At 62.2% G+C, this 16,274-nt stretch carries 14 protein-coding genes; 8 read left to right on the plus strand and 6 right to left on the minus strand.

What is annotated here, in order from left to right:
- The first annotated feature begins 108 nt into the window (after positions 1-108).
- The 8 genes from L0U80_RS12375 to L0U80_RS12410 all read left to right on the plus strand — a co-directional run bounded on the left by L0U80_RS12375 (position 109) and on the right by L0U80_RS12410 (position 9,676).
- Entirely contained in the window at positions 109-735 is a 627-nt protein-coding gene (locus L0U80_RS12375; protein WP_233865918.1) for a gamma-glutamylcyclotransferase, read from the plus strand.
- A 269-nt stretch (positions 736-1,004) separates the two neighbouring features.
- Entirely contained in the window at positions 1,005-1,898 is an 894-nt protein-coding gene (locus tag L0U80_RS12380; protein ID WP_233864493.1) for a CorC family transporter, read from the plus strand.
- Positions 1,899-2,117: 219 nt separating this feature from the next.
- A complete protein-coding gene (gene lnt / locus L0U80_RS12385; RefSeq protein ID WP_233864495.1) occupies positions 2,118-3,845 on the plus strand; it encodes an apolipoprotein N-acyltransferase in 1,728 nt (575 codons plus the stop codon).
- A 347-nt stretch (positions 3,846-4,192) separates the two neighbouring features.
- A complete protein-coding gene (gene glyQ / locus L0U80_RS12390) occupies positions 4,193-5,200 on the plus strand; it encodes a glycine--tRNA ligase subunit alpha (protein ID WP_233864497.1) in 1,008 nt (335 codons plus the stop codon).
- Between the two features lie 17 nt (positions 5,201-5,217).
- Entirely contained in the window at positions 5,218-7,317 is a 2,100-nt protein-coding gene (glyS, locus tag L0U80_RS12395) for a glycine--tRNA ligase subunit beta (protein WP_233864499.1), read from the plus strand.
- A gap of 28 nt (positions 7,318-7,345) precedes the next feature.
- Entirely contained in the window at positions 7,346-7,909 is a 564-nt protein-coding gene (gene gmhB / locus L0U80_RS12400) for a D-glycero-beta-D-manno-heptose 1,7-bisphosphate 7-phosphatase (protein WP_233864501.1), read from the plus strand.
- A gap of 77 nt (positions 7,910-7,986) precedes the next feature.
- On the plus strand, positions 7,987-8,748 hold the full coding sequence (locus L0U80_RS12405) for a lysophospholipid acyltransferase family protein (RefSeq protein ID WP_233864503.1): 762 nt from the start codon (positions 7,987-7,989) through the stop codon (positions 8,746-8,748).
- 79 nt (positions 8,749-8,827) lie between these two features.
- Entirely contained in the window at positions 8,828-9,676 is an 849-nt protein-coding gene (locus L0U80_RS12410) for a M48 family metallopeptidase (RefSeq protein WP_233864505.1), read from the plus strand.
- A gap of 87 nt (positions 9,677-9,763) precedes the next feature.
- Here L0U80_RS12410 and L0U80_RS12415 read toward each other — a convergent pair whose 3' ends face one another.
- The 6 genes from L0U80_RS12415 to L0U80_RS12440 form a co-directional block, all read right to left on the minus strand.
- A complete protein-coding gene (locus tag L0U80_RS12415) occupies positions 9,764-10,513 on the minus strand; it encodes a WecB/TagA/CpsF family glycosyltransferase (protein WP_233864507.1) in 750 nt (249 codons plus the stop codon).
- A gap of 248 nt (positions 10,514-10,761) precedes the next feature.
- Complete coding sequence (locus L0U80_RS12420) at positions 10,762-11,577, minus strand: heparin lyase I family protein (RefSeq protein WP_233864509.1); 816 nt, start codon at positions 11,575-11,577, stop codon at positions 10,762-10,764.
- Between the two features lie 131 nt (positions 11,578-11,708).
- Positions 11,709-12,803 carry a glycosyltransferase family 4 protein gene (locus tag L0U80_RS12425; RefSeq protein WP_233864511.1) on the minus strand — a complete coding sequence of 365 codons (1,095 nt, stop codon included), beginning with the start codon at positions 12,801-12,803 and terminating at the stop codon, positions 11,709-11,711.
- A gap of 19 nt (positions 12,804-12,822) precedes the next feature.
- Positions 12,823-14,145, minus strand: coding sequence for an O-antigen ligase family protein (locus L0U80_RS12430; RefSeq protein WP_233864513.1), 1,323 nt, complete (start codon positions 14,143-14,145; stop codon positions 12,823-12,825).
- The gene (locus tag L0U80_RS12435) at positions 14,138-14,965 is read right to left on the minus strand and encodes a glycosyltransferase family 25 protein (RefSeq protein ID WP_233864515.1); all 828 of its coding nucleotides are present in this window, start codon (positions 14,963-14,965) and stop codon (positions 14,138-14,140) included. Before L0U80_RS12435 ends, L0U80_RS12430 begins: the two co-directional genes overlap by 8 nt.
- Positions 14,966-16,273 carry a flippase gene (locus L0U80_RS12440; protein WP_233864517.1) on the minus strand — a complete coding sequence of 436 codons (1,308 nt, stop codon included), beginning with the start codon at positions 16,271-16,273 and terminating at the stop codon, positions 14,966-14,968.
- Between the last annotated feature and the right edge of the window lies 1 nt (position 16,274).

Genomic DNA, 16,274 nt, shown 5'->3' on the forward strand with positions numbered 1-16,274 from the left:
CGACCCTCGCACGCCCGACACGACATGAGCGCGAACGCATCCGACGAAATCCCCGTTCTGCAGCCCGATGGCGGGCAAAACCACGAACGAAGCGGTGAACAAGACGGCATGTCGGTTGCGCCCTGCGCCGGATATCCGCCGCTCCTCGGTGAATCGCGCCTTCTCAGCGAAGCCGAACTGCGCACGTCACTCGACTCCACGCTGGAAGACTGGGACCGCACGGGCGACCTGTGGCTCTTCGGTTATGGCTCGCTGATCTGGAACCCGGGGCTGCCGACCGTCGAGAACGTGCGCTCGCGCGTGTATGGCTACCACCGCGGACTCTACCTCTGGTCGCGTGTGAACCGCGGCACGCCCGAGCAGCCGGGTCTCGTGCTCGCGCTGGACCGTGGCGGCTCGTGCGCGGGCGTCGCGTTCAGGCTGGCAGCAGCGGGCGTGATGCCGCATCTCGAAGCGCTGTGGCGACGCGAAATGCCGATGGGGTCGTATCGTCCTGCGTGGGTGCCGTGCACGCTTGCGGACGGACGGCGCGTGGCCGCCCTCGCCTTCGTCATGCGCCGCGACGTGTCGGCCTACACCGGCAAGCTCTCCGATGAAACCGTGCGCACTGTGCTTGGCTGCGCATCGGGTCGGTACGGAACGACGCTGGACTATGTGCGCCGCACGGTGGATGCACTGCGTGAAAGCGGTATCCGCGATCGCGCGCTGGAGCAGTTGCTTTCACGGTGCGCGTGACGCCGGTTCCGATCGCTTGAATTGCTACCGTACTTCCGTTCCTCGAATAGGGATCACACAGCAGTGATCCGTCAAACCGGCCGACCAGGACGCCGTAAAGACTGCCCACTGCGAGCCGCCCCGCTCCATTCCCGTCGAGCGGGCAAGCAATATCTGCGTTAGCATGAACTGGCCGCCGCACCCCCGACACGGACGCGACACGCACATGATGTATCCTTAACTTTTAGCAACAACGCGCCTCGCCCGGGACGGGTTCAAGGCGCACCACCATGAACGACTCTTATCCCAGTCGACGACAAACCGACAAACCGCAGGAAAAGCGCTCCCTTCTCGAGCGGCTGACCGACTTGATCTCGCCCGAGCCCGACTCGCGCAGCGAGCTTCTAGAAATCCTCCAGGACGCGCACGAGCGCAATCTGATCGACGCCGATTCGCTGTCGATGATTGAAGGCGTGTTCCAGGTGTCCGAGCTGTGCGCGCGCGACATCATGGTTCCGCGAGCGCAGATGGACGCGATCAACATCGCCGATACTCCTGACGAATTCATTCCGTTTGTGCTGGAAAGGGCGCACTCGCGCTACCCCGTCTACGACGGCAATCGCGATAACGTGATCGGCGTGCTGCTCGCCAAGGACCTGCTGCGCTACTACGCCGAGGAAGAGTTCGACGTGCGCGGCATGCTGCGGCCGGCGGTGTTCATCCCCGAATCGAAGCGGCTGAACGTGCTGCTGCACGACTTCCGCATGAACCGCAACCACATTGCGATCGTCGTCGACGAGTACGGTGGCGTCGCGGGCCTCATTACGATCGAGGACGTGCTGGAGCAGATCGTCGGCGATATCGAGGACGAGTACGACTTCGACGAAGAAAGCGGCAACATCATCGCGTCGCCGGACGGACGCTTTCGCGTACGCGCGCTCACCGAGATCGCGCAGTTCAACGAGGTGTTCGGCACCCATTTCCCCGACGAGGAAGTCGATACCATCGGCGGTCTGGTCACGCATCACTTCGGGCGTGTGCCACATCGCGGCGAGAAGGTGCGCATGGGCGAGCTGATCTTCGAGGTGCAGCGCGCCGACGCCCGCCAGGTTCACATGCTGCTCGTGCGTCGCGACCCGATGGCCGGTCAGCGCGAGAGTGAACTGCAGCCGCAGGGGACCTGAGCGGCTCGCCGCAAACACGCAGGTCGTCCGCCGATCGCACGTTGCACGCTGGGGACCGCCGCGGCGCGGATCGAATGTCCGGGTGCCCGAATTCGGGCATCGAAATCCGACACATGAAAGTGCTATCTTTGCGCTCGCCAACCACGAGCGCGTCAGCCGCGCCGTTGGCGTCGCATCAGCATACGTCGAGTAACCGCGCGCAAAGCGCATCCCGATTCCATGGCCGAACCGATTGATTCCTCAGCGCGTGAAACCGCGCCCCGCAACGCCGCCAGCGGTGCGAGCGGCAGAAACGGCGCCGCGCGCCGCACACTGCCCGTCTGGCACTATCTCGGCGCCGCCGCGCTTGGCGCGCTGAATACGCTCTCGTTCGCACCGACGCCGCACGGCGGCTGGCTCGCCATCGCGATCTTCGCGGCCTTCTACCTGGCGCTCACACGCACGACCGGCTGGAAAAGCGCGCTCTTCACCGGCTGGGCATTCGGCTTCGGCAATTTCGTCACCGGCGTCTGGTGGCTTTACGTCAGCATGCACTTCTACGGCGGCATGCCCGCGCCGCTCGCCGGCGCGGCGCTCGTGTTGTTCTCGCTCTACCTCGGCCTGTATCCGGGGCTCGCGGCCAGCGTATGGTCGTTCTGCACAGGGCACGCGAGCAACAGCCGCACGGGCGATCGACCGTTCCCGCCCATCTGGCTCGGCACCTTCGCATTCGCGAGCGCGTGGGCGCTCGGCGAATGGGCACGCGGCTACGTGTTTACGGGCTTTCCGTGGCTCTCGATCGGTTACACGCAGGTGGACGGGCCGCTCGCCGGTTTCGCGCCCATTGCCGGTGTGTATGGGGTGGGCTGGGTGCTCGCTCTGGTCGCGGCGCTTGTCGTGGAGGCACTCGTGCGCGCGTGGGCGCTGAAGCGCCAGTCTTCCGGTCATCAACCCGACGCGACCGCACACCCGCGCACGCAACGTGTCGCGGTCGTCGCACCGGCAGTCGCGGCGCTCGCCTTGATCGCCGCCGGACTGCTGCTCGCCAACGTGTCTTGGACGCAACCCGCCAATGCGCCGCTCAACGTGCGGCTCCTGCAAGGCAACGTGAAGCAGGACATGAAGTTCTCGGAGGCCGGCATGTATGCCGCACTCGATGAGTTCCAGAAGCTGATCACCGAAAAGCCCGCCGATCTCGTCGTCACGCCGGAGACCGCCGTCCCGGTCCTGCTGCAGGAAATGCCCCAGCCGTTCGCGCGCGCCATCCGTCACTTCGCCGATTCGACGGGCACTGCAATCCTGTTCGGCGCGGTCGGCGGCACGGTGACACCGGATGGTCGCGTCGTCGATTTCACGAACAGCCTCTTTGGCATCACGCCAGGCCAGCCGGGCCTTTATCGCTACGACAAGCATCACCTCGTGCCCTTCGGCGAATTCATCCCGTTGGGCTTCCACTGGTTCGTTCAGCTCATGAACATCCCGCTCGGCGACTTCGCGCGCGGTGCGCCCGTGCAGCCGCCGTTTCTCGTCCACAACCAGCCGGTGGCCTTGAACATTTGCTATGAGGACATCTTCGGCGAGGAGGTCGCGCGCACGGTGCGCGAAAATCCGACCGCGCCGGGTGTGCTCATCAACTCGACGAACCTCGGATGGTTCGGCAACACCATCGCGCTCGACCAGCATCTGCAGATGGCCCGTATGCGCTCGCTCGAAACCGGCCGGCCGATGCTGCGCGCGACCAACACCGGCGTAACCGCCGCCATCGACGCCCGAGGCCGCGTGATCGCGCGCCTGCCCGTCTTCACGGTGGAGTCGCTCGATGTGCACATCGAAGGCACGACGGGCTTCACGCCCTTCATGAGAACCGGCAACAACTCGGTGATTGCGATTTCGCTGCTGACGCTTGCGTTCGGCTTCGCCTTCGGGCCAGGTCGGCTCGGGCGCGACAAGGCCGCGGACAAGCGCTAAGGCACGCGCGCCTGCGGCGCGGCGGTGTCTCGGCGTGCCCATGGCCGCCCTGCCACCGCCCGGCGCGCCAGCCAGAACAAGCGTTCACACGAACGGTGTTTGTGCCCCTTGCGGACCCGGAATACCGGTCCAGGTCTCAACGCCCCAGCAATCCGGTAAAATTCATCGTTTTAGCACCAGGCCGCCTCCCGGCCAGGGCCACCGGACAGCGCGGCGCGTAACCGCAGGCAACAGCGGCACGCAAGCGGAACGCGAAAGCGGCACGCAGCAGCACGCATCGTCCGTGCGCTGCCGGAGCCGCCCGCATCTGCACCCAAAGACTGCTCCAAAGACACTGCAGGCACTTCATGCTCACGTTTCAGCAAATCATCCTGACGCTCCAGTCTTACTGGGACAAGCAGGGCTGCGCGCTGCTCCAGCCGATCGACATGGAAGTCGGCGCCGGCACGTCGCACGTCCACACCTTCCTGCGCGCAATCGGCCCCGAGCCGTGGCGAGCCGCCTACGTGCAGCCGTCGCGCCGCCCGAAGGACGGCCGTTACGGCGAGAACCCGAACCGCCTGCAGCACTACTACCAGTACCAGGTCGTGCTCAAGCCCGCGCCGGAAAACATCCTCGACCTGTACCTCGGTTCGCTGGAAGCGCTCGGTTTCGACCTGAAGCAGAACGACGTGCGCTTCGTCGAAGACGACTGGGAGAACCCGACGCTCGGCGCCTGGGGTCTCGGCTGGGAAGTGTGGCTGAACGGCATGGAAGTCACGCAGTTCACGTACTTCCAGCAAGTGGGCGGTCTCGACTGCAAGCCGGTGCTCGGCGAAATCACCTACGGTCTCGAACGCCTCGCGATGTATCTGCAGAAGGTCGAAAACGTCTACGACCTCGTCTGGACCGAGTGGGAAGAGCAAGGCCCGAATGGCCCCGAACTGCGCCGCCTCACCTACGGCGACGTCTATCACCAGAACGAAGTCGAGCAATCGACCTATAACTTCGAGCACGCGAACGTCGACCTGCTGTTCACGTTCTTCAACGCGTACGAAGGCGAAGCGAAGCGGATGATGGAGCATCAGCTCGCCCTGCCCGCCTACGAACTCGTGCTCAAGGCCGCTCACACGTTCAACCTGCTCGACGCGCGCGGCGCGATCTCGGTCACGGAGCGCGCGGCGTATATCGGCCGCATCCGTGCGCTGTCGCGCAGCGTCGCGCAGGCGTACTTCGAATCGCGCGAAAAGCTCGGCTTCCCGATGCTCGGCAATCCGGTGCACGGCGTGCCTGGCCTCACCACCGACGAACAGGACGCCGCGATGCCCGCCTGGGTGCCGCCGCTGAAGGTCGAACGCAAGTTCGCCGAGGAATGACCGGATTTCGTACAACAATGACCCAAGCTCATCACGCCACTCTCCTCGTCGAACTGCTGACCGAGGAACTGCCGCCGAAAGCGCTCGCGCGCCTCGGTGACGCGTTCGCCGAAGGCATCGCGCAGCGCCTCGCCGCGCGCGACCTGATCGAAGGCGAACTCTCCTTCGAACGCTACGCCACGCCGCGCCGCCTCGCCGTGGCGATCAAGAACGTGCGCAGCGTCGCGCCGGAAAAGCAGGTGCGCGAAAAAGTGCTGCCGGTGTCGGTTGCGCTCGACGCCAACGGCCAGCCCACCGCGCCGCTCGCGAAGAAGCTCGCGGCACTCGGTTTCCCCGATTTCCCGGTGAGCGACCTCGAGCGTGCCTCCGATGGCAAGAACGAAGCGTTCTTCCTGCATTACGCGGCGCCGGGCGCGACGCTCGCCGACGGCCTGCAGGCCGTGCTCGACGAAGTGCTCACGAAGCTGCCGATTCCGAAGGTCATGACGTACCAGCGCCCGGACGGCAGCAACGTGCAGTTTGTGCGCCCGGTGCATCGCCTCACGGTGCTGCACGGCGATGCGGTCGTGCCCGTGACGGCGTTCGGCATCGACGCCGACGACACCACGCGCGGTCACCGCTTCCTCTCCGAAGGCCCGGTCGCCATCACGCGTGCCGACGACTACGCGCACACGCTGCAGCACAAAGGCTTCGTGATCGCGAGCTACGCGGACCGTCGCGAATCGATCCGCCTGCAACTGATCGCGCAGGCCGGCAGCGACAAGGTCGTGATGCCTGACGCGCTGCTCGACGAAGTGACGTCGCTCGTCGAATGGCCGGTGGTGTACGCATGCAAATTCGAGGACGAGTTCCTGCAGGTGCCGCAGGAATGCCTGATCCTCACGATGCAGACGAACCAGAAGTACTTCGCGCTCACCGACGCCGAAGGCCGCCTGCGCTCGCGCTTTCTGATCGTCTCGAACATCGCGACCGAAACGCCGGTTGAGATCGTCGAAGGCAATGAGCGCGTCGTTCGCCCGCGTCTCGCCGACGCCAAGTTCTTCTTCGAGCAGGACAAGAAGAAGCCGCTCGCCGCGCGTGTACCGCTGCTCGCGAACGTCGTCTATCACAACAAGCTCGGCTCGCAGTTGCAGCGCGTGGAGCGCCTCGAAGCACTCGCCGGTGAAATCGCACAGATGTGCGGCGCCGACGTCGCGCTCGCAAAGCGCGGCGCGCGCCTCGCGAAGGCCGACCTGCTGACCGACATGGTCGGCGAGTTCCCCGAGCTGCAAGGCACGATGGGCACCTACTATGCGCGTCACGACGGCGAAGCCGAAGATGTGGCGCTCGCGTGTTCGGAGCACTATCAGCCGCGCTTCTCCGGCGACGCACTGCCGACCACGCCCACGGGCACGATCGTCGCGCTCGCGGACAAGCTGGAGACGCTCGTCGGTATCTGGGGCATCGGCCTCGCGCCGACCGGCGAGAAGGACCCGTTCGCGCTGCGCCGCCACGCACTGGGCGTGCTGCGCATTCTCGTCGAAAAGCAGTTGCCGCTCGACCTCGTCACACTGCTGCGCGCCACTTACGCGCAATTCGCGAACATCGCGACGGTGACCGATTCGACCGACGCGATCTACGAGTTCTGCATGGACCGCCTGCGCGGTCTGCTGCGCGAACGCGGCCACGCACCCGCTGAAATCGACGCGGTGCTCGCGCTCAATCCCACGCACCTCGACGATGTCGTCGCACGCCTCGACGCCGTGCGCGAATTCGCGGCGCTCGCGGAAGCCGCGTCGCTTGCGGCGGCGAACAAGCGCATCTCGAACATCCTGAAGAAGTCCGAAGGTGTCGACGATGCGACCATCCAGATCGCGCTCTTCGTCGAAGCGGCCGAAAAGGCGCTGCACGCCCAGCTCGAACAAGTCGCGCCGCGTGTGCAAACGCAGCTCGCCGCACGAGAGTACACGGGCGCGCTCACCGCGCTTGCAGCACTGCGCGAAACCGTCGACACGTTCTTCAACGACGTGATGGTCAACGCCGAAGACCCGGCGCTGCGGGCCAACCGCCTCGCGCTGCTCAAGGCGCTGCATCGCCAGATGAACAGCGTCGCGGACATCTCGCGACTCGCCGCGTGATGCGGCACACACGTTACTGAGCGACGCCATGCCGACCAGTTCCAGCAGAAAGCTGGTGATCCTCGACCGCGACGGCGTGATCAACCTCGACTCCGACGCGTTCATCAAGTCGCCGGGCGAATGGGTCGCCATTCCCGGCAGCCTCGAAGCGATCGCTCGCCTGAACCAGGCGGGCTATCGCATCGCGGTGGCATCGAACCAGTCGGGCATCGGCCGCGGCCTCTTCGACACGGCCGCGCTCAACGCAATGCACGCGAAGATGCACCGCCAGCTCGCTGCCGTGGGTGGACGCATCGACGCGGTGTTCTTCTGCCCGCACACGGCGCTTGACCAGTGCGACTGCCGCAAGCCGAAGCCCGGCATGCTGAAGATGATCGCGGAACGCTTCGAAGTCGATCCTTCGGTTACGCCGGTCGTCGGCGACTCGCTGCGCGACCTGCAAGCCGGCGCCGCGCTCGGTTTTCCCGCGCACCTCGTGCGTACCGGCAAGGGCGAGAAGACGCTGGCCGGGGGCGACCTGCCCGAAGGCACGCAGATCCACGACGACCTGCGTGCGTTCGCTCTGGACCTCCTCGCGAAAGAGTCCGACTGACCCGACCCGACACTAACCCAACGGCCACGCGGCGCACCCAAACGACGCGCCGCACGCCCTACCTCCTGGCCCGATCGATGCGCTTTCTCCGATCCCTGCTGCTGTTCGTCTACTTCGTCGTGTACACGGTGCCATACGCCATGGCGTGCATCGTCGCATTCCCGTTCCTGAGCGCGAACCGCCGCTACTGGATGGCCGTGGGCTGGTGCCGCAGTACAGTCTTCGTGGCGCGCTGGCTCAACGGTATCCGCTATCGTGTCGAAGGCATGGAGAACCTGCCGGACGGCCCCGCGGTGGTCCTCTCGAAACACCAGTCGGCATGGGAGACGGTCGCACTCCCCGCACTGATGCCGCGGCCACTCTGCTACGTGTTCAAGCGCGAACTGCTCTATGTGCCGTTCTTCGGCTGGGCGCTCGGCCTGCTGAAGATGGTTCACATCAATCGCAAGGAAGGCAAGCAAGCGTTCAATTCGGTGACCCAGCAGGGCAAGCTTCGCATGGCCGAGGGCGCATGGGTCATCATGTTCCCGGAAGGCACGCGCACGCAGGTCGGCAAACAAGGGAAGTACAAGACCGGCGGAGCACGCTTTGCGGTGGAAACGGGCGCGCAGGTCATACCGGTCGCGCACAATGCGGGACACGTCTGGCCCCGCAACTCGTTCATCAAATATCCGGGTATAGTCACGGTGTCGATCGGCAAGCCGATCGACACGGCCGGACTCTCGCCCGATGAAGTGAATACGCGCGTCGAAAAATGGATCGAGACCGAAATGCGGCGCATCGATCCCGACGCGTATCGCGCAACGGCAAACGCGTCCGCTAACACGGCGCGGATCTGAAGCGCGCGGGCTGCCCGGCAACGTGCGCTTCATCGGCCTGTAAGCGCGTGCCACCCGCTCAAACGCACGAGACCTGACGATGCAGAAGTCCCCCACGCCGCGGCCCTCCGCGGCGCTCGACAACCGTCAACTCGATCTGCCGCTCTTCGCACAGCCGGCGTCCCCCGCTACACCCCTCACACCTCCCACTGCGCCGCTTGCACCGGACGGCACGAAGCTGCGCTCGGTCGTGCTGGGCGCGCGGACGCTGCACTATCGGCTCAAACGCTCGTCGCGGCGCTCGATCGGGTTTGCGATCGATGGCACTGGGCTCGCGATCACCGCGCCGCGCTGGGTCACGCTTGCGGATATCGAGAATGCCATCGCCGAGAAGCAACGCTGGATCTTCGCGAAGCTTGCCGAATGGCAGACACGCGTGGAGCAGCGCGCGCTGCCGCAGATCGAGTGGAGTGACGGCGCGGAAGTGCCCTATCTCGGCAAGCCGGTACGGGTGACGCTCGGCGCGCGGCATCTTGTCTTCGACGAAACGACGCGCGTGCTCGCGCTTCCGCTGCCGCCGCACGCTGATCCGCAACAGATCAAGGACCGCGTGCTCGGATGGTTGCAAGGGGAAGCCAGGCGGATTTTCGGCGAGCGGCTCGCAGTCTACGCCGAGCGGCTCGACGTGACGTTTCGCTCATATGCGCTTTCTTCGGCGGCGACGCGGTGGGGAAGCTGCTCAAGCGAAGGGCGGATCCGGCTGAACTGGCGACTCGTGCACTTTCCGCTGTCTATCGTCGATTATGTCGTCGCCCATGAGCTGGCTCATCTGCGGGAGATGAACCATAGCCCCAGGTTCTGGCAAACGGTCGAGTCTATTTTTCCTGAGTTTCGTGAGGCCAGGAAGGCGCTTAAGCAGCATCCGCCGGAGATGGTGCCGGGGGTTTGATGGACCGGAATCGACCGATCCGTCCTATGTGCGTCTATCGGGTGCGTGAGGCCGTGCAGGCCGGCCCGAAATGGTATTCGATTGCGGCTATCGCACCTGCTTTCGAGGCGCGCGAAGCATCGCCTTCAGCAACAGGAAGGCAAACTTTGTGTTGGTCGTCAGGTAACGCCGCCACATGCGACGCGGCTCCTGGATGACGCGGTACATCCACTCCAGACCCGCTCGCTGCATCCATACCGGAGCCCGCCGCACCTTGCCGGCAACAACGTCAAAGGTGCCGCCAACACCCATTACGAAATCGACACCAAGCTGCGCCTGCCAGCGGTTGATGAAGTTCTCCTTCTTCGGCGATGTAATCGCCACGAAAAGAAGCCGCGCCCCTGATCCATGGATCTTCTCGACGATCGCCCGCTCATCGTCCCAGAAGTAGCCGTGGTGATAGCCCGCGACGAGAAGCCCCGGATGCTTGCGCGCGACCACTTCCGCAGTGGTTCTGACCACCTCCTGCGTGGCGCCGAGCAGGAATATCGGGAATCCGCGCTGAGCTGCCATGGTCAGTAGCGCGTCGAACAGATCAACTCCCGCAACGCGTTCCGGGACATCAAAGCCCAGCATACGCGCGGCCCAGACAACACCCATGCCGTCAATGTTGACGATGTCACATGCACGAATCGACTCCGCCAGCGCGGGATCGCGCTGCATATGCACGATCTTGGCCACATTGACTACGACGTGCTGCGTGAATTCTCTCTCCTCGATTCGTTTGCTGATCAACTCGACCGTCTCACGCTCGCTCGCTATGTCCATTGGACACGAGAACAGTTCTATCCTTTTCATTCGACTCCTCGCTCCCGCCGAGTGACATCGGCGATGAAATAACGCAAAGCGCAAGACGCCCACGCCTGGGGCCAGCTCGTTTAGTCAATGTTGTATCGGGTGAGAAATCAATCGACAAAAACGCGTTGACATCGCTTGCGGTAACACCACGCCCGTCCACACCCCTAGGTGCAGACTGAGTCGCGCATTTTCACAGGCGCCGCTGTCGACTGAACACACCTGCCCCCTTGGACCGCGACTGGAGCACGCTATCGTTTGCGTATGGATACGGGTCCGTAGAGCATGGTTAAGGCATCTACATCCGATGGCTCTTTCGCCCAGGCAGATTTATACAATCCTATTTTCATGTAGGCATCCTGATCTCCCGGATACGCGTTGGGCGTATTTTCAGACCGGAATACCGATTTTCCGTCCTTCCAAAGTTGCGTTAGCGATCGCTTGCCGGAGTCATCCGGGACATAGCGGAGCGCCCAGCGAACCCACCTCCCCTTGTCGCTAACCGCACAGCATATTTTCGCTCCCGCAGACGTCTTCTGTACCTGCGTGCCACCGCGGGTCGAAATGTAATAGTTCGGCCCGAGCAGAGTCAGCGCGACGGTCGGCCCACCTGCCTTGAGCGACTGATGAATCTGCGAAATGATCACAAGTTGCTTGTTGTCGAATGCGAAATCGCGCGGAATGTAGGTACTCCAACTCACGAGATAGTCGGAGCGCTGATTGAACGTTGCGGGCTCGCGGAGTAGCACTTCGGCCCTGGGTGTGCCATTCACGACATTCGCAAAATTCTCGTGCCGCTCGATCTTCACCTTCAGCGCCCTCCTCGAAGCATCCTCCGGATCCGGCACGATAGCGATGTCGCCTGGGTTGGCCTGTACCGTCACCGCTTTCCCAAAACCGGCACCCCAATTCACGTTAGCCAGGCTAACCGAGGCTGAATCATCGGGTGGCCCAGACTGCGGCGCGCTACTCGCGAGTCCCGGCATGGTCAGAGCTGACAGGAGCAGCGCCACGCCCCGGGTACTCGAAAGCCATGATCGTGCTGAGTTTGCATGCGTGGTTTTCACTTCGTGATCCTCATCAAATCATTGTTGCATCTGAACCGCCCCGCGGCCGTTCCAACGACTAAGTTGCTCGCAACCGGCCATCATTCACCGTACAGCGAGCGGATGTTTTCGCGAAACAGGTTTCGGCGCAATCACGCGTACAGTTCGCGATAGCAACGAACGTAGTCGCTGCATACACTCTTGAACGAGTAATGTGCAAGAGCGTACTGACGCCCGGCCTCACCCATCTCCCAGGCAAGCCCCGGGTCGTCCATGACCTTTTCAATCGCGTCCGCGAGTTGTGCGGCGTCCCCCGGTGCGACCAGATATCCCGTCTCGCCCTCTTTGACGAGATCGAGAAATCCGCCTCGTCTCGTACCGACAACGGCCAGACCACAAAGCATCGCCTCCAGGGTCGCGATCCCAAACGGCTCCCTATGACTCGGCAGGCAGAACATCCGCGCGTTTCTGTAGAAGTCCATGAATTCGTCGCCACGTAGCCAGCCTGTGAAGGAAATGCAGTCCAGAATCTGGAGATCCTCAGCAAGCTTGACCCATCTGCCGGTATCGCCCGTCCCGGCGAGCTTCACGTGGACGTGCCGCCGCTTTTCCTTGAGGATCGCCACGGCGGCGAATAACTCAGCCATGCCTTTTTCGTCGACGAATCGACCCGAGAATGCAATGTAGGGTTCAAGTGCCCGCTGGTTGATGGCTTTTGCAGAACCGAGGGACGCAATACGCTCCGCGTTGAGCGCACAATTTCCGATCACGCGCACACCCGCCCCTTTCCTGAAAATCCGTATATCGGCCGCAATTTCCGTGGAAACGCCAATGGCATCATCGGCATTCGCGATGAAGTCCTCCAAACCTCGTTGGACTAGTCCCCTCGATTGCTCAACGCAATCGACGAGATTGTTCGAATGCCAATGGAAAATCACCTTCTTCCGCATAAACCGCGTGAGCCGGTAGAAAATCAACTTTCTAAACGCCGAACCACGCGGCGATACGTGGAAATGGATGATATCCACGCCGCTCAGCACGCGAAAAAAGAATCGTGGAAGATCAAGCGCGAAAAAGAGTAGTTTGTTCCCCGCCCCCTTGAATCCCCGCGTTTCGAAAAATTCAACCCGAATCGCGCTCTCCTCAAACAGCGACTTTGCAGTTTTCAGTTCGTTGAGGACCGATGCAACACCGCCTCGCTGGTTATAGCCCGGTCCGACGTGAAGTACGCGGATTTCTCTACTCATGACGTCGATACTCGCTTGCTCACTTCAGTTCTTTAGATCGTCTTCCGGCGATCGGCCGGCGTTCATCACCAGACCGCCGGCGAACGATTTCCGCGATCACGGCCAGATAGGGGGCTACGATTGCCGACGTCAAAACGTGACCGGCCGAACAAGCTATCAGCAGTAAAAGAAAGAAGAAATATCGTCCGTACTTTGCGACACTTCCATCACCGCGTCGAACATACAGCCTGAAAAGGCGCCGCAGATATAGCAGAAAAACCGGAATCCCCATGATCAATATGAGGTCGGGTCCATCCATTTCGATCGGGTAACGAACGGTCGGATAGCCACCTATGAGCAGTGGCAGAAAGTTTCGACTTGAAAGTTCGTTCCAGACGTTCGCGAACTTCACGTTGCGGCTGGACATCAGTACGGTCGCAATTTTGTTTCCATCGGCGCGATCGCTTTGATAACTGAAGTATTGAACGCTAAGATCAACCGCCTGCCGCACCGACGGAGAGACGAAATAAACTGTGACCGCCGCCACAAACACGAGGACGACAGCAGGTGCGAGTCGAACCGACGCTTTGAGTGCGCCGTACTTCGCGTAGGAATACACGGCGATGACACCCAACGCGGCGACGATTGCACCTTTCGTCCCAAGCAGGAACGCCGCTGCGATCAAGGTCGCAACGAAGATGACGCTTTTCGCTTTCCACCCCTCTCGAAGCACGCGCAAGTACGCCAACGCGAGACCCGTAAGCAGCAATGCGGACGCTTCGTTTTGCGCGTAAATAATGCCTTTGTAGCCGGCGCGAATCTGCGTATCGCCCCGGTAACTGCGGAACATATCGATGGAGAACACAGCCCCGGCGATAATCGCGAGCGCGTAGACCAGCAGCGCCATGCGCATTACCGCTTCTACTTTTTCCAGCTGGCGGTCCTTGAGTTGGACCATTGCGGCGATATAGACGAACAGTGAAAAGACCTTCGCGATTGCGATGAGCTCTTCGGCAAATTCCTGGCCGGTCATATCGTCGAAAGTGAGGGAAACGCACGACATGAACGCCGTAACCATCGCCAGACAACAGAGTCGCCAACTCGAAAGGCGCACGCGCCCTCCGAGCAGCATTGAAGCGATCAATGCGGCAACCGTGACGCTCCGGAGAAAAAGTGAATAACGAGCACCGACGTCGCCGCTTACCTGCCCTTTCAATGCGTAGACAGACAGAAAGTCGCTAAGTGGCGACAGTGCGATCCCACCGAGCAGAACTATCCATATCAACGTCCTCGTCGACTTGTCCCAGGCGCCGCTACCCGTGCCGGGACGTCCGACCGGCAGCCTTGCGCTCGTGTCAATCATGATTGACTGCCCGCCCATTGCCGACCGCCTCCGCAATGCGGATCCACGTCGCAACGATCCAACGCACAATCAACCGGCATACCCGCAAAGGCTTGAGATACCACTCGCGCCAAACAGCCCTGGCGGGTATGAGCCGGGCGCGGCCACCCTCCAGATCACTCGCCATCGATTCGAATGCCTCCCAAACGACGTAAGGGCGCAGCTCCTTGATCGTCATGCCGCCTTCATCGCGGTGCCACGGCCAATCGTCGAGCAACCCCCGCACCGGACCGCTTGTATGGGCTAGCGCGAGCGCGGCCCCACGCGGTGACATCCAGTAGCCCACAGCTCCCGAAGTCCATTGCTTGAACGGTGAACCAACCTTCATGCCATCGATGCGCTCGGCGCGTTTAAGCGGCTCGTACAGGTAAGCCAGTCGCGCCGATGACCTGCTCAATTTCGCGCGCCCCAGCAGCACCACATCGGCCATCCCGGCCAGCCTGTCCTCGGGCCACGACAGGACCTTCTCGAAAAATGCTAGGTCGAGTAAAGCATCGTCTTCGAGTACGACAACGCTGCGCCCGCGTTTCGCGATGTCTTCCCAAAGCCTGCGATGACTGAGAAAACAGGCGACCTCGCCACTGCTTAACGAGCGCCCGTAGCGCGAGCGCGCGGCCGTATCGTCGTACATGCGGTCCAACTCTTCGTTCCCAAGATTGCGCGCATCTACCGCGTCCACGAAGGTGAAGTCCACGCCGTACACAGACAGAGCGTCAGCGATCCGCTCCCGCCGCCCGGAACGAACGAGCGAGACGATTTTGACGGGAAATCTCGCAGCCATTCATACCCTCATGAGTTGCGTGAAGTGCCGCCGCATCGGCGAAGAACACGCGATAACCAAAACGAATGCGGCCAGAATCACCACCTCGGCGGCCAGGAACGCCCCCGCCGCACCACTCGCACCGAACCGCGGGATCAAGAAGAACGACAAGCCAATGTTCAGCAGGCCCGCGAGAAGCATGACGAACGATCTCAACTTGCCGTATGCGAACGGGACAAGCACCTGCAGTCCGAGCAGATAAGCAAGATTGCCAAAGACCGTGGCGAGACAGAGGGTCACCAGGACCGGCGCGGCGGCGCCGAACCCGCGGCCCAGGATCACGTTGGTCACGTAGCCGGAGAGCGTGGCGATGGCGACAACCCCTATGCCGGTGACAGCGAGCGTTGCAGCAGCTCCGAGCGCGGTGAGTCTCGCTGCGTCCTTCTGCTTGTTCAGCATTAGCGCGGATACGCGCGGATATAACACCGTATTGATCTGGGCTGGGACCATGTTTCCCACGGTCTTGATCCGGTCGGCGGCCGCATACAGACCGACCTGATACGGACCACTGAGCGCCGCGAGTATCACAGTATTGGTTGCACCGAAGAGGCTCACGGATATCGTCGATACGAACATGTCCGCGCCCTGTGCCAACCGTCGGATTGCGGAGCGCCAGGCGTTCCCGGGACACCCGAGAAGCCCAAGCTTGCGCACCATTAAAAGCGAAAAAAATCCCGTCAAACAAGGTGCCAAAGCCTGAATTGCCGCTGCTGCCGCGATATCGTCGGGGGTCTTCACGAAGACAAAAATCAGCGGAAGTGTCACAAACCGTCCCACCAGCGATACCGTTGCGAACAAAGAAAATCGCTCCAATCCCTGCAGCACCCAGTTCAAGGTGAACACGTTGCTGAATACAGCGATCCACGACATCAGCACGACCGGAATTGCGGCGTTGGTGAGCTTGCCGAAGTGCATGACGACACCGAGCGCAATCAGGGAAACAAGGCACAGAAGTGCCTTTGCCGAAATGACCGACCAGATCAACTCGTTGATGGCAGCCTTGTCACCGCGGCACTCGACAACGGCTCGCGGCCCGCTCAGGTTGAAGCCCCACTCAGTCCACAGCACACCATAAATAGCAATGGCGGACGCATATCCCAGGATGCCAAAATGGGCCGGCCCCAGTACCCGCGTCAGATAGGGAAATGTCGCGAGTGGAACGAGATAATTGCCGACCTGCCACGCGATCATCGCGAACAGGTTTCGACCAATACGGGGAACTTGAACCGTTCCTTCCGCGATCCGTTGCGGACGCGCTGACTTATCCACG

The sequence above is a fragment of the Paraburkholderia adhaesiva genome, from assembly GCF_021390575.1.
Lineage (GTDB): Bacteria > Pseudomonadota > Gammaproteobacteria > Burkholderiales > Burkholderiaceae > Paraburkholderia > Paraburkholderia adhaesiva.

What these genes read in the sequence shown, in the direction of transcription:
- gmhB (WP_233864501.1), top strand. Translation starts at nt 7,346, where the DNA reads ATGCCGACCAGTTCCAGCAGAAAGCTGGTGATCCTCGACCGCGACGGC.
- L0U80_RS12375 (WP_233865918.1), top strand. Translation starts at nt 109, where the DNA reads ATGTCGGTTGCGCCCTGCGCCGGATATCCGCCGCTCCTCGGTGAATCG.
- lnt (WP_233864495.1), top strand. Translation starts at nt 2,118, where the DNA reads ATGGCCGAACCGATTGATTCCTCAGCGCGTGAAACCGCGCCCCGCAAC.
- L0U80_RS12415 (WP_233864507.1), bottom strand. Translation starts at nt 10,513, where the DNA reads ATGAAAAGGATAGAACTGTTCTCGTGTCCAATGGACATAGCGAGCGAG.
- L0U80_RS12425 (WP_233864511.1), bottom strand. Translation starts at nt 12,803, where the DNA reads ATGAGTAGAGAAATCCGCGTACTTCACGTCGGACCGGGCTATAACCAG.
- L0U80_RS12380 (WP_233864493.1), top strand. Translation starts at nt 1,005, where the DNA reads ATGAACGACTCTTATCCCAGTCGACGACAAACCGACAAACCGCAGGAA.
- L0U80_RS12410 (WP_233864505.1), top strand. Translation starts at nt 8,828, where the DNA reads ATGCAGAAGTCCCCCACGCCGCGGCCCTCCGCGGCGCTCGACAACCGT.
- glyQ (WP_233864497.1), top strand. Translation starts at nt 4,193, where the DNA reads ATGCTCACGTTTCAGCAAATCATCCTGACGCTCCAGTCTTACTGGGAC.
- glyS (WP_233864499.1), top strand. Translation starts at nt 5,218, where the DNA reads ATGACCCAAGCTCATCACGCCACTCTCCTCGTCGAACTGCTGACCGAG.
- L0U80_RS12405 (WP_233864503.1), top strand. Translation starts at nt 7,987, where the DNA reads ATGCGCTTTCTCCGATCCCTGCTGCTGTTCGTCTACTTCGTCGTGTAC.
- L0U80_RS12435 (WP_233864515.1), bottom strand. Translation starts at nt 14,965, where the DNA reads ATGGCTGCGAGATTTCCCGTCAAAATCGTCTCGCTCGTTCGTTCCGGG.
- L0U80_RS12430 (WP_233864513.1), bottom strand. Translation starts at nt 14,145, where the DNA reads ATGATTGACACGAGCGCAAGGCTGCCGGTCGGACGTCCCGGCACGGGT.